The 12,964-nt window shown below is 37.7% G+C and carries 11 protein-coding genes and 1 pseudogene; 10 read left to right on the forward strand and 2 right to left on the reverse strand.

The window, feature by feature from the left end:
- Positions 1 to 116 precede the first annotated feature (116 nt).
- From BLW54_RS18050 to BLW54_RS18085, 9 genes and pseudogenes are all read left to right on the forward strand, one after another.
- The gene (locus BLW54_RS18050) at positions 117 to 626 is read left to right on the forward strand and encodes a GNAT family N-acetyltransferase (protein WP_035511606.1); all 510 of its coding nucleotides are present in this window, start codon (positions 117 to 119) and stop codon (positions 624 to 626) included.
- Between the two features lie 92 nt (positions 627 to 718).
- Complete coding sequence (locus BLW54_RS18055) at positions 719 to 1,090, forward strand: DUF4181 domain-containing protein (protein ID WP_035511604.1); 372 nt, start codon at positions 719 to 721, stop codon at positions 1,088 to 1,090.
- Positions 1,091 to 1,414: 324 nt separating this feature from the next.
- A complete protein-coding gene (locus BLW54_RS18060) occupies positions 1,415 to 3,277 on the forward strand; it encodes an ABC transporter permease family protein (protein WP_139254220.1) in 1,863 nt (620 codons plus the stop codon).
- A gap of 183 nt (positions 3,278 to 3,460) precedes the next feature.
- Positions 3,461 to 4,459: a sugar-binding protein gene (locus tag BLW54_RS18065; RefSeq protein ID WP_035511601.1), complete on the forward strand. Its 999-nt coding sequence runs from the start codon at positions 3,461 to 3,463 to the stop codon at positions 4,457 to 4,459.
- Positions 4,456 to 5,910 (forward strand): sensor histidine kinase, encoded by a 1,455-nt coding sequence (locus tag BLW54_RS18070; protein WP_051743993.1) that lies wholly within the window; start codon positions 4,456 to 4,458, stop codon positions 5,908 to 5,910. The genes BLW54_RS18065 and BLW54_RS18070 overlap by 4 nt, the downstream gene beginning before the upstream one ends.
- Entirely contained in the window at positions 5,904 to 7,466 is a 1,563-nt protein-coding gene (locus tag BLW54_RS18075) for a response regulator (RefSeq protein WP_035511599.1), read from the forward strand. The genes BLW54_RS18070 and BLW54_RS18075 overlap by 7 nt, the downstream gene beginning before the upstream one ends.
- Positions 7,467 to 7,708: 242 nt before the next feature.
- Positions 7,709 to 9,121, forward strand: coding sequence for a sugar porter family MFS transporter (locus tag BLW54_RS18080; protein ID WP_074736117.1), 1,413 nt, complete (start codon positions 7,709 to 7,711; stop codon positions 9,119 to 9,121).
- A gap of 383 nt (positions 9,122 to 9,504) precedes the next feature.
- Positions 9,505 to 9,630: pseudogene (locus BLW54_RS21345) on the forward strand (GNAT family N-acetyltransferase); the annotation flags it as partial.
- A 247-nt stretch (positions 9,631 to 9,877) separates the two neighbouring features.
- Positions 9,878 to 10,420 (forward strand): VanZ family protein, encoded by a 543-nt coding sequence (locus BLW54_RS18085; RefSeq protein ID WP_231622457.1) that lies wholly within the window; start codon positions 9,878 to 9,880, stop codon positions 10,418 to 10,420.
- Between the two features lie 69 nt (positions 10,421 to 10,489).
- Here the strand turns inward: BLW54_RS18085 and arr are convergent, their stop codons facing one another.
- A complete protein-coding gene (arr, locus tag BLW54_RS18090) occupies positions 10,490 to 10,906 on the reverse strand; it encodes an NAD(+)--rifampin ADP-ribosyltransferase (protein WP_035511594.1) in 417 nt (138 codons plus the stop codon).
- Between the two features lie 476 nt (positions 10,907 to 11,382).
- A complete protein-coding gene (locus BLW54_RS21230; RefSeq protein ID WP_262365327.1) occupies positions 11,383 to 11,505 on the reverse strand; it encodes a hypothetical protein in 123 nt (40 codons plus the stop codon).
- Between the two features lie 374 nt (positions 11,506 to 11,879).
- Here BLW54_RS21230 and BLW54_RS18095 point away from each other — a divergent pair, with 374 nt between their 5' ends.
- Positions 11,880 to 12,374: a DinB family protein gene (locus BLW54_RS18095; protein ID WP_035511592.1), complete on the forward strand. Its 495-nt coding sequence runs from the start codon at positions 11,880 to 11,882 to the stop codon at positions 12,372 to 12,374.
- The last annotated feature ends 590 nt before the right edge of the window (positions 12,375 to 12,964 follow it).

Here is a 12,964-nt window from a genome sequence, read left to right on the forward strand (position 1 = left end):
CGTGATTCCAGAAAGGGGTTACGCCTTTTTAATAAATAATGTTGAGTAAATAGTAATGATTTGAAATAATTGGAATTAAATATAGGCACGAGATTAATGATTAAGGGATGTGAAGTATGAAGATTAGAAAGGCAACTGTAACAGATGCAGAGGGTGTGGCAAAGGTTCAGGTTGATAGCTGGCATTCAACATACAAGAACATAATACCTGACGAGTACTTAAGGAAGATGACCTACGAAAGCTGGGGAAAAAAGTGGAAAGAAATAATCTCTAAGCAGTCAGTTTATATAGCTGAAGACAATAAGGGAAAGATAATAGGCTTCTCTAACGGCGGGCCTGAAAGGACAGGAAAGTATCCTGGATTTGAAGGAGAACTTTATGCCATTTACATATTAAAAGATCATCAAAGAAAAGGGTTAGGAAAACAGCTATTAGAGCCAATAATACAAGAACTAGAGAATCAAGGAATATATTCAATGCTTGCTTTAATCTTAGAAGACAATCATTCCCGTTTTTTCTATGAAAAAGTTGGAGCTGAAAAAGTGGATATTATTGAGATTGAATTCTCTGGGAAAAGATTAAATCAAGTCGTTTATGGATTGAAAGACATTCGGAAGATCCAATAGCTGATTTAACTTTATCTTGAAATCGATTCTTCTTGAATAGGGGCATTTCTCCGATAAGAAGTATTTTTATAACTGTAAGAAGGGGGGATTAGGTGGAGTTCTTAGCGTTATTAATTTTATTAATTGCCTTGATGTTTGTGACAGAAAAAGTTACAAATAAGATACTTAGGGTTGAAAAGGTAAAAATATCAGAAACATCCGGTAAGCCCCTTGACCGTTGGGGGAGAGGTATAATTCTGTTAGTCTTTTTATGCACACTTTGGTTTGTCATTGATTTCAACTCAGACGCTTTAATTAAATATTATTTAATGACCTATTTAGCAATAATATTAGGTTTTCAAGCAATTATGGAATTTACCTTTATTAAGGATTCAAAACATTATGTCAGTACAATGATAATACTTTTAATGAGTCTTATTATTATGTATAACGTTGATAAGTTTCCTTTTTTAGAGGAGATGTAGTGACATAGTGTACTAAAATAACAGTTTTGTTTGTTATGTCTTAATCGAAGATATCTCGGACAAGTCTATCTTAAAGATAAGCTAATTTTTTATAAGCTGAGTTGTATTTGAAAGGGTAAAGTTTGAAATAATTGGAATGATTGTTGGCAATTTGCTACCTTTAAATTGATAATAAAGGTTAGGGGGGACAAATTGAGGATATTCAATATAATTTTTAATTACCTATTAGGAGTTATAGGTATTATTCTAATAAGTAGTGTACCTGCTTTATTCAATAATAACTTCCAATGGAATATATCTAACTATTTAGGAAGTGTATGGAGTGTGATTCAGACGCTTTTCACTCCTTCTGAATGGTTCTTTCACTATCGCCACAACTATCTTATAGTAGAAAAACCACTTTTTTCTTACATCTTTGATAATTACCTTTACTCCATGACTATTTTATTCTCTGCTTTAACCATTGCTCTAATTGTAGGGATGATCCTAGCTTTATCAACTTTTGGTTTACCTCAAAAATGGAAACGAGCAATACATACTATATTGAATAGTTTAGAAGCACTCCCTGATATTCTTTTTATATTTTTCCTGCAAATGTTTGTCGTGTGGTTTTATAATTCTTTTAACATTTTACTTTTTAAGTTTGCTTACTTAGGGGAGGGAAAAATCTATTTATCACCAGTTTTGTCTCTGAGTATTTTGCCTACTATTTTATTCTTCAGGACCTTTCTTTTATTACTGGAAGAGGAGTGGGGGAAAGACTATGTAGTCCTGGCTAGAAGTAAAGGGTTTGGCAAAACGTATATCCTCATACGCCATTGCTTAAGGAATATTAAGGTTAACTTAATCATTCAATCTAAGCCCATCCTTTGGTTTACGTTGTCAAGTTTACTAGTGGTTGAGTATTTACATAACATCTATGGGATCGTACATTTAATTTTCTTTGATACAAGACCTTTTATCATAACTGTAGCTTTACTCTTAATTTTTACTCCTTTCTACATTTTGTACTTTTTACTTGACTGGGTTCTGAAAACTGATTTAAAAGAGATTAGTAAACAAATCCCAATAACTATGATGAAAAATGCCAAAGTTTTTGATACGCACAGATGGCCCCAAGTAAATTTTTCACTATGGGTAAAATTGTGGCGTGAATGGCTACAGTTGCTTAAAAATCCCAAGTTTTTAATGGGAATGGGATACATAACAGGTATTCTAGGGGTTAGCATTATTTATTCTTTTATTTACGACCTTCCTGTTGAAAGCATAGGAATATTTCAGGACGAAGATGGAAATTATCATGCACCTCCTCATCCTCCTGGTGAGGGTCAATTGATATTTGGGTCTAATTTAAATGGTTATCCAATCATGACGATGTTGGTATTGGGTGCTAAATATACTATCTTGGTTACTATGTTTATCGCTTTGGTAAGGGTTGGACTTGGATATTTATTGACCATTTCTTATGTTTTTTGGTTAGGAAAACGTTCAAAAAAAGTAATTAGTGAACTGGCTAATGGAATGCAATTCTTGCCACTTACTCTAGTGGGGTATTTGTTGCTCGTTGACGTTGTCATATTTGAGGAGGACCAAAGAATTCTTGCTGAGTCTTTAATCGTTCCTAATATGATATTAGAAGTAGTTATTTTAATTGTCTTCGCCATTCCAGTATTATTAAATACTTTAGGAAAAGAATCGGATGAGATGTTAAAAAAAGAATTCATTCAGTCAGCTATGCTTTTGGGAGCAAGTAGAAGTAGAATTTTCTTCAAACACATAACTTTGCACCTATTACCTAAGGTGACACTTTTGCTTGGTCAGCAGATGATTCAAGTTTTACAAGTATTACTCCATTTGGGGGTTCTAAGCATCTTCTTAGGGGGGACTATAAGAGGAAATCGAGAAGGAGCTTCTCAATCTCTTTTATATGATTGGACATCCTTGTTTGAGACAATGCGAGTTGGTGTTATGACGGAAAGGTATTGGCTAATTGTCCCCGTACTTGTTTTATATATTTTGTTGATTTTATCTATACAAGCTATAATGAAAAGTCTTATTGATCATCAACAACGAAAGATCGGTATATATTCAACTAAAAAAAGAAATCCATCAGTGAATTCAATGCAGGGAGTTAATTCATGTAAGAACAAGGAAATGTTTACTTTACCTCCAAAGAAATATGGCTAACAGTAAAAATGAATTAAATCCAATTAAACAATAAGGGGATTAATTGATCAGGTATCAATACTCCAATTAACCTAGGGCAATAGCTGAAGATCGTATCGATGGTCTTTAGCTTTTCTTTTATTCAAGTAAAATGATTATGCTATCATTGTTTTTATTAAACTACTAGATAAACAGGAGGCGGTTATGAAATTTAGCTCGATCATATATGTGCTGCTTGTTTTTTCCTTCCTAACGATGACAGCGCTTTCTATCTACTATTATTTACAAATTCAACAGGACAAAGTGAAAATTTCACAAGCTGTGTCCTCCGGTACGCCTCTTCCTGATTATCATTTTGCTTTGATTGGGGAGGAATTGGATCATGACTACTGGCGCTTAGTTGGGAAAGGGGCAAAACAGAACGAAACTGAATATGATGTGTTCGTGGAATATGAAGGTCCGGAGCGTTCTAACCCGGAAGAACAGTTGAAGCTTCTCGATAAAGCCATTAAAAAAAAAGTGGATGGAATCATCGTCCAGGCCCTAAACGATGAGTTTACTCCTTTAATCGATCTGGCGGTTGGGAAAGGGATCCCGGTGATTACCATCGACACTGATTCTCCTGACAGTCTGCGGTCTGCCTATATCGGCACAGACAATTACGCGGCCGGGCAGTTGGCTGGGAAAGCCTTGATTGAAGATACGGGTGGAGAAGCAGTCGTCGGGATTGTTACAGGCCGTTTCAACAATACTCATCATTCCCTTCGGGTAGAGGGATTCAGAGATGTCATCGAACAGGAAGCAGGAATTGATATCGTGGCCATTGAAGAGTCCAACATTGATCGAATCGGGGCCGAAGAAAAAGCCCATAACATGTTAACCGAACATAAAGAAATAACGGCATTGTACGGTACAAGTGCCTTAGACGGCACCGGTATAAGCGAAGCTGCTGAGTCGTTAGACCGCCAAGATTTGTATGTGATCACATTTGATACATTGGAAGAGAACCTGCGATTGCTGGAAAAAGGGAAGGTCGATGCCCTTGTCGAACAGCAGCCTTGGAAAATGGGACACCAAAGCGTAAAAATAATGACTGATCTCATTAATGAAAAGCAAGTTAAGAAAATCCATCATACTAATTCTTCTATCGTACGAAAACAAAACCTCCCATATCGTCAAGACTTAAGAGGGGGGCGCCAATGATTAAAATCCGTACTAAGTTGCTTATTTATTTTGCAGTTGTGCTTGTATTGATAGTGGTTTTGTTTTTCGTGCGTGGACAAAACGATCATAAAGTAACCAAGCTCCACAATGAAAGCATGCATCACTTTTTCCTATTAAATGAAATTACCCAAGTGACGAACGAAACGGTTCAGTCTCTGCAAATCTATGTCGAGGAGCCATTATCAAGTAATTTATCTTTTTATGAGGATGACAAGCAGAAGCTTCTTGAGCTGCAGGAGCAGTTTGCGGCTGGCAAAGAAGAGACGATCGACCGGGAAAATTTCATGCATATGATCACCAGTTTTCTTGAACATGCAGACCAAACCGTCGATGGGGTAAACAATGAAGACGTACAGCAGTATTCCATGCATGTGAACGAGGCAGAGAAAACATCGGTCTACATACATGAAGAAACACTTAACCTGATCAACACCGAGCTAACAGATTATCAGGACCTGTTTTCCCTTACCAATGAAAAAATTCAGGACACAAAGAATATGGGAACAGCCATCTTTTTTTGCATCATTCTTCTAAGTGTATTGTTCGCGATTTGGTTTTCCAACGGAATCACTAAAACAATTGCCAGTTTGGCGCGGGCTGCGCAGGAAATCTCGGCCGGTCACTATGCCGGCGAAGATGTGATCGTTTCGAGGAAGGACGAGCTTTGGTTCTTGTCGGAAACGTTCAATCAAATGAGAAAAAATGTACTGGAATCGGTCAATGAAATTGAAGAAAAGGCACGACTTGCACGGCTGCTGAAGGAAATGGAGCTAAAAAGCCTTCAAAATCAAATCAGCCCCCATTTCCTTTTTAATACATTGAATACGATATCAAAAACCTCGTATATCGAAGGTGCGGAGAGAACGAGTGATTTAATATCCTCTGTTTCGGCCCTGCTCCGGTACAATATCGGCAATATCGAAAGAAAAACGACCTTAAAAGATGAAGTCGGTATTGTAGAAGAGTACTTTTTTATCCAAAAGACCCGCTTCGGAGGACGGATTGAGTTTGAGCAGAATATCGATCCCTCATGCCTAATGATCGAAATTCCATGCCTGACGATCCAGCCGATTGTAGAGAATGCTTTCATCCATGGGGTGGAAGAAATGGCGAAAGGAGCCAGAATCGAATTGAATGTGTATGAAGAGGATGAAGACGTCTGTATTGAAGTCACCGACAATGGAACGGGGATGGATCAACAGACTGTTGACATGTTATTGAATGCGGGCGATGAAAATGAGCCTTCTTTTTCAGGTAAGGGATCAGGGCATTCCACAGGGATAGGGATGAAAAATGTGATTATCCGTCTTCGTCTGTTTGAAAAAGAAAGCGAATTCAACATCCATTCAGCACTTGGAAAAGGGACAACCATCAAAATCCGGTTACCTAGACAAGAGAAACCGGCTGAAGAGGAGGACAAGGGATGGTAAAAATAATGCTCGTGGACGATGAGCCGATTGAAAGAGAAGGTCTGCGGCTAATACTGGAAAGGAACCGGTCTAATATTGAAATTGCAGCAGAAGCGGAAAACGGAAAACAGGCGGTAGACCTAGCCATATCAAGCAAGCCGGATCTGATTTTTATGGATATTAAAATGCCCGAGCACGATGGACTAGAAGCAATCGAGAGCATATTGAATGTTCTTCCAGACACAAAATGTATTATGGTATCGGCTTTTGATACCTTTGATTACGCAAGAAAAGCTATGAAATTTGGTATTAAAGAGTATTTGTTAAAGCCAAGCAAAGTCTCGGAAGTCTTAGAGGCATTCGACCGTATGGCTAAAGAAATGGAAAACGAAAGAAGGCTTAAAAGAGAAAGAATAGAAATTAGCCATCAGCTGGAACGTGTTAGTTCGTTCGTGGAAACGGAATTGGTCGTTTCCCTGATGATGGACCACATTCATGAATTTAATGTAGAGGATTGGAATGAATCATTAGATTTGGAAGCTAAGCAAGGTTTTGCCGCTGTATTCTCCTTCCAGTCTGATCATCTTCAGCCAAGCCGGCGTGAAAAAAGTACATGGTATCGTATCCTGAAAAGTACCTTGGAGAAAGAATATCTTTCCTGTTTGACAGGACCACTAACAGCTTTTCAAGTTCCCGTCTTTGTCCTGTTTGATCCGGAAAAAACCGATGTCAGTAAAGAGGAGTTTGCCCGGTCCGTCATTCATCATGTGAAGCATCAGGTGGATGACTGTCGTCTGCTTGCAGGGATAGGAACAGTGGTAGAAGGAATAAGCCATTTTTCTGATTCATATGAAGAGGCCATCTATGCACTTGAAGTCGTGTATAGTCATCAAGGCGCCTCCTATGAGACCTATTCCGAAGACTTGAGACGAAAGCGAAAGGATATGATTCCTTTTGATGTCGAAAAGGAACTGATTGAAGCGATCAAGAGAGGCGATAGCCAGACTGGTCTGATTTGGTTTGATTCCTATTTCCAATCCATTCAGAAAGCTGCTGATTATCATCCAAAGCTTCTAAAAAAGGCCATGGAGAATTTTTTTATTGTGTTAACAAGGACGACAAAAGAGCTTGGTTTAGATATGGATACCCAAAAGAGTTTTGAGCGGCTGGAGACCTCAATGCAAATTAAGGAGGCAGCCAAAGCTCACCTTCTATTTATCATTAAAAGGATAGGAGAATGGCGGATAAATGGGATTAAAGGCTTGCTAGTACAAGCAAAAGGATACATACAAAATCATTATCACAAAGCTCTTACCCTTGAAGAAGTAGCTGATCAGATTGGGATCAGCTCTTATTATTTAAGTAAGTTATTTAAAGACCATTTTCAGGTGACCTTTATCGAATACTTAACCAGTATTCGTATGAAAAAGGCGAAGGAACTTCTTTTGGATAGCACGATTCCGTTGAAGGAAATCGCACTAAATATCGGCTATAAGGACCCCAATTACTTCAGCCGGGTGTTCAAAAAAGGAACCAAACTCAGTCCGCGCCATTATAGAAGAAAATATCATCCATAAAAAAACAACGATCCCTGAGGTCGTTGTTTTTTTATTGGGAAGACACTGTTTTGCCAAGAAAGTCCAGAAGTTTACAAAAAAGTGAAGATTAAAGCGCTATCATGATTAAGTTACCATGATAGATTTTGGTTACAGCTCGGAATAAAGGGCTTTTATTTTTGGCTTGACGGCGTCGTTTAGTTATACCTGGTCAAAAGAGTAAGCATTTTCTAATTTTATTTTTACTATTGAGGAGGAGAAACATGTTAGAGAAACATTCGACTTGGTATGTTATTTTGATCGCAGTGTCGGCAGGTATGGCCGGGCTTTTATACGGGTTTGATACGGCAGTCATTTCCGGAGCCATCGGTTATTTACAGGAGTTATATGACTTAAGCCCAGCAATGGAAGGATGGGTCATATCTTGCGTCATGATAGGAGGTGTCATAGGGGTTGTGACTTCTGGTTTCTTAAGTGATAGGTATGGACGAAAGAACATCATGATGGTCGCAGCCATCCTGTTCATTATATCCGCACTTGGTTCAGCATTTGCCACGAGTGTTGCGATGCTGGTTTGGGCAAGAATCATCGGCGGATTCGGAATCGGTTTTGCTTCCGCATTGTCTGTTACCTACATCAGTGAATGTGCGCCGCCAGCTATCCGGGGCAGGCTTGGATCTCTGTATCAGTTATTTACCATCATCGGTATTTGCGCCACCTTCTATATCAACTATAGCGTGGCCAACAGTGGAAGCTATGCATGGGGGTTAGAAGAAGGCTGGCGCTGGATGCTCGGGTATGGAACGATACCGGGAATTATCTTTTTAGTCCTGTTATTCTTTATTCCTGAAAGCCCTAGATACCTAATTAAAAAAGGCAGAGATTCAGAAGCATATCAAACACTCAAACAAATCAGCGGAGAAAAAATTGCCAAAAAAGAATCGCAGCAGATAAAGGCTTCATTGGACACTGAACAAAGCGGCTCTGCGAAAGAATTGTTGAAGCCTGGCCTGCGCATGGCAATGGGGGTTGGGATTTTCCTCGCCTTGTTCAACCAAGTGATCGGAATGAACGCCGTTACCTATTATGGACCAGATATATTCAGAAGTGTGGGATTTGAAAAAAATACCGAGTTCTTGGCAACAAGTATCATCGGCAGTGTACAGGTAGTCTTCACGATTATCGCACTCTTATTGATTGATAAGTTGGGAAGAAAGAAACTAATGGCAATCGGTTCAAGCCTTATGGCCATTTTCATGGTCTTAATTGGAAGCATATTCTATTTTGAACCAGCCAACAGCGGTCCGTTGCTTGTCATCTTCGTTGCCGGATTCACCGCTGCTTTCTGTGTCTCTATGGGACCCATTCCTTGGATCATGATTCCGGAAATTTTCCCGAACCACCTGCGCGGAAAAGCAGTCGGAATCGCCACCATGTTTCTGTGGGGCGCAAATTGGGCTATCGGCCAGTTTACCCCGATTCTGATTAACAATATGGGCGGCGCATTCACCTTCTGGATGTTCGCAGTCATCAATGTCATCTGCTTCACTTTTGTAATGACGATTGTTCCTGAAACGAAAAATAAATCGCTCGAAGAAATTGCGGAAATGTGGAAGCCTAATAAGAAAATCGGAAAAGAAGAAGTCAGGAAAGGGTTGGCAAGTACACGAGGGTAGTTTTTATGGAGGTCAGGCACATACGCCTGATCTTTTTTTAAATGAAAACAGGCAGATACTTAAGCTAATTTCTTTAACGTATTGGTTATGAAACCTGTTAGGTAAATACATGAAGAGGAAGGCAATGAAAGAGACATCGCATTTCAAAAAGTGATAAACGAGGGACAATCTTGGCATTATGAAGAGGAAGCATATAATAAAGAATCTCCAATTGAAGGAGTTGTAAAGAATCTTAAAAATAAGGAAACTTTACATATGGAACATTTGTTGATGGTGTGATTATAGGCGTAATAACAATGCTGCAAGAAAGTCCATCAAAGCTTAATCATAAGGCAATTATATTAGGGGTGTACGTGAGGACTGAATGATGAGGGAATGGTGTTGGACGGTCCTTATTGCAAGAAGCGATTTATAAAGCTAAGGATATAAAAGAAATTGAAAGACTGAACTTAACTGTAGTATCTAGCAATAAAAGGGTAAAGAGGTTATACTCCGATGTAGGCTTTTAAAACATATGGTACGAAGAAGAAGCACTTAAAATTAGCGGTCAGTATTTTGACGAGGCACTATGACTCTAAGAATATCCTGAAATCAAGTCTTCAAGTATCGGGGCCTTATCTTAAATATAGGTAACCCCCCCACTTTTAAAATCCATCTAATTGACTTAGAAATGAGCTAATATATGTTAAGTTATATAAAGAAGAGGTACTGATAACTTTTCGCGGAAAACAACATTTTAAAGGAGGATCTAAGGGTTTGCATGGGAAAATTAAAAATAATCAAGATAAAATAACAACTGGCTTGATGTCCTTATATTTATTGGCATTAATATGGATTGTACCCTTTAAAATGCAACTATCATTTCAAGACCTCCGCTATTTCACGGATTTTAGGGAAATTAACTTAATCCCTTTTGCTGGTTCAGTTATTGTTGATAATCAAATAGGTATTAATGAAGTAATATTAAATGTACTTGCATTTATGCCATTTGGAATTTATATCAGTATGCTAAAACCAAATTGGTCTTTTTGGAAAAAGATAGTACCTATAGCTGGTTTTAGTTTGTTATTTGAAGTATTGCAATTCATCTTTGCTGTAGGAGCTAGCGATATAACTGATCTTATGGGAAATACATTAGGTGGAATTATTGGAGTTGGAATTTATATCGTATTTTGCAAGCTGTTTAGTACAAAAGCAAATAAAATCCTCAATGTTTTAGCTTCTATTGGGACAATATGCATTTTTGCATTAGTGCTGTTGTTAATTACTGGTGTTATTAGGTACGGGAGTTATGTCTAATAGGTAAAGGGAGCTTGAAAACCAAATGAGTAAAATTCCTTTAAGTCATGACTTTTTAGACGTAGAAAGTTAATCGAAGATTACATTTTTTCCTTGTTCACGTAACTTTTCTATTGATGTAAGCATATGATTTATTTCTTCATCGGAATGTCTTTCCCATGTCCTTAATTCAGCTATTATGTTCAAAGGCGATTCAGACCTATAAGATCGTGTGGGGTTTCCAGGAAATTTTTTGTCTGTTAAGTTCGGATCATTTTCAAAATCACCTAATGGTTCTACAATATAAATTCTTTCTTTTGATTTAGATGTTGCTAATTCAGCCCCCCATTTAGCAGCATCTAATGTTCCAGTGAAATAAATATAGTTAGATTTTTTGTCTTGGTAATTTGATAAATGTTGCGGTTCTAATAGATCCCCAATTTTTAGTTCTGCTTTAGTTCCATGAAAGAAAGGACCATTATCTAAGACATCTTTTTTGTCATTCATACGGTCACACCTAAATTTTTTTAAGATTTGTATATAACCGTATATGGTAGAAGTCGTAAAAAGAGTAGTCTATAAATCATTAATAATTAGGAGTATAATAGAAGTAGAGAGAATGATATAGAACGACAATTACCTATTTACATTTTAATAGCAATCAACGCTTTTTTATGACTGCCATATGGTTTGTAAGTTATAGCGCTAGCCCAGCTTCTCAATTGTAAGACTCAGAAATTGGGCTTTTTATTTAAGTATTGGGCAGTTATCTTGAAGACTCGATTTAGAGGTAAATCCCTAATTCTGATCACAAATTCTGTTATGTAGGTGTTCTTCGAACATGAAGCATAAAAGTATCCACTTGCCAACCCCTCCCACTAGCTTTAAACTCATCGTTGGTACAATGATCATTACGATAATAGCAGGAGTTTAACTATGTTAATTTTCTCCAAAAAAAACAACCGCAACAACCTGCGATCGCTTTACTTCGATCTATTTTTTCTTTTTTCGATTTCCTTTTGAATCATCGGTATACCTTTTTCTTTAACCGCTTTTTTCACTTTGGGATTATTCAGTAGTTTTGCAACCTTCGTCAATTTTGACATGATTCCTACCTCCTATTTCTCATCACAAGACAAACGTAGATGATTCACTTTTTATTATAAACCATTACCTGTCTGATATAAAACATTTCCCTTAGTCGTTTTTTAGGTAATCCCTTCCTCCCCATTCTATAAAAAGAGAAATAAACACTTGGAGGGTGTCATCGTTTATTCAGTTAATAATAGTTGCCTTTTCTTTATCTTGAGAATCTGTGCAGGAAAATGGAAAAACACATTGAATATTTTGAAAAGAGGGGTATTTAGAATACAATTATTTTATTTGTATTACTCGGTATGGTGTTGCCATATGCCCGATCATTCCTTGGAGAACTCGGTGTGGTTTTATCTATTAAAGGGATTAAATTGGAGGGGAGAAAATGGATGTAAAGACACTTTTGTTAGAACAATGGGCAAGCTGCTTAGATGAACAAGACTGGTTTCCACCGCTTGAAATAGTCCTAGAGGATATCACTTTTGAACAGGCCATTTGGAAACCAGCTGATGGGACAATGAATTCCATTTGGGAATTAGTTTGTCATTTACTTTTCTATGAAAAGAGATTTCTAATGCGATTTCTTGGTGAAACAGCGAATGAACCACAGGCAGAAAATAATGAATCTACATTTCGATTACCAACTATGACGTTAGAAAATTGGAAGGAAACAAAACAAGAATACTTTGATGTTCATCGTGAACTTGAAAAAATACTAGCAAAATCAGAACATGAGGATTTGTATAGACAGGTCCCAGGAGAAGATAATTCATTAGTGCTTGAACTGAAAAGTTTAGCAATGCACGACGCATATCATATTGGGCAAATTGTATTCCTTAGTAAAATGCAAGGAGCTTGGCCAGAGAAACGCAGCTTTTAAATAAGATTCATTAGCTTTACAGTTATTCTTTTATTGGGAGCGAGAGTTGGACAATGACTATCGCTTATTGTGTAGCTAATATTCAAAGAGTACAAAGTGGCTTTCCAAAAACCAACTGGCTGAAATTGTTATTCAAACGGATAATTAAACTACTTGCTAAATAAAAAGCATTTCTTCTTTAACTAAAGGGTGCGTTATATCTCGAAATCGAGTCTTAGTCTGCCTTTCTAAATGATTGGAGGAGGCAGTGAACAGACACGGTTGGAGGCCAGATTGATTTACGGCCGACCATCATGAACCTTTTAGGTGTGGAAGATGATAATCTTTAATTCGGACAGGATTTGTTTAGTGAAGACCGACACGAAATGATGATCACCCAGATGGGAACTTTGCCAACGAGGTGTAAATGGAAGCTGTTATGAAGAGAATCAGGTGAAAAAGTAGAAGTCGGTGCTTGTGCCCCTGGATTTAAGAAAGAAGAGCTAGCCTTATCTGATTCAGTCTTTTATGGTGACCTGTTCGTTCCCTTGATGAAACGAAGTTGATAGAGAAAAAGCGATGGATCTCTGGTAACGTAAAGGATAAAGAAA

Source organism: Halobacillus karajensis (assembly GCF_900108515.1).
In the GTDB taxonomy this organism is placed as follows: domain Bacteria; phylum Bacillota; class Bacilli; order Bacillales; family Halobacillaceae; genus Halobacillus; species Halobacillus karajensis.

What these genes read in the sequence shown, in the direction of transcription:
- BLW54_RS18075 (WP_035511599.1), top strand. Translation starts at nt 5,904, where the DNA reads ATGGTAAAAATAATGCTCGTGGACGATGAGCCGATTGAAAGAGAAGGT.
- BLW54_RS18095 (WP_035511592.1), top strand. Translation starts at nt 11,880, where the DNA reads ATGGATGTAAAGACACTTTTGTTAGAACAATGGGCAAGCTGCTTAGAT.
- BLW54_RS18080 (WP_074736117.1), top strand. Translation starts at nt 7,709, where the DNA reads ATGTTAGAGAAACATTCGACTTGGTATGTTATTTTGATCGCAGTGTCG.
- arr (WP_035511594.1), bottom strand. Translation starts at nt 10,906, where the DNA reads ATGAATGACAAAAAAGATGTCTTAGATAATGGTCCTTTCTTTCATGGA.
- BLW54_RS18065 (WP_035511601.1), top strand. Translation starts at nt 3,461, where the DNA reads ATGAAATTTAGCTCGATCATATATGTGCTGCTTGTTTTTTCCTTCCTA.
- BLW54_RS18070 (WP_051743993.1), top strand. Translation starts at nt 4,456, where the DNA reads ATGATTAAAATCCGTACTAAGTTGCTTATTTATTTTGCAGTTGTGCTT.
- BLW54_RS18050 (WP_035511606.1), top strand. Translation starts at nt 117, where the DNA reads ATGAAGATTAGAAAGGCAACTGTAACAGATGCAGAGGGTGTGGCAAAG.
- BLW54_RS21230 (WP_262365327.1), bottom strand. Translation starts at nt 11,505, where the DNA reads ATGTCAAAATTGACGAAGGTTGCAAAACTACTGAATAATCCCAAAGTG.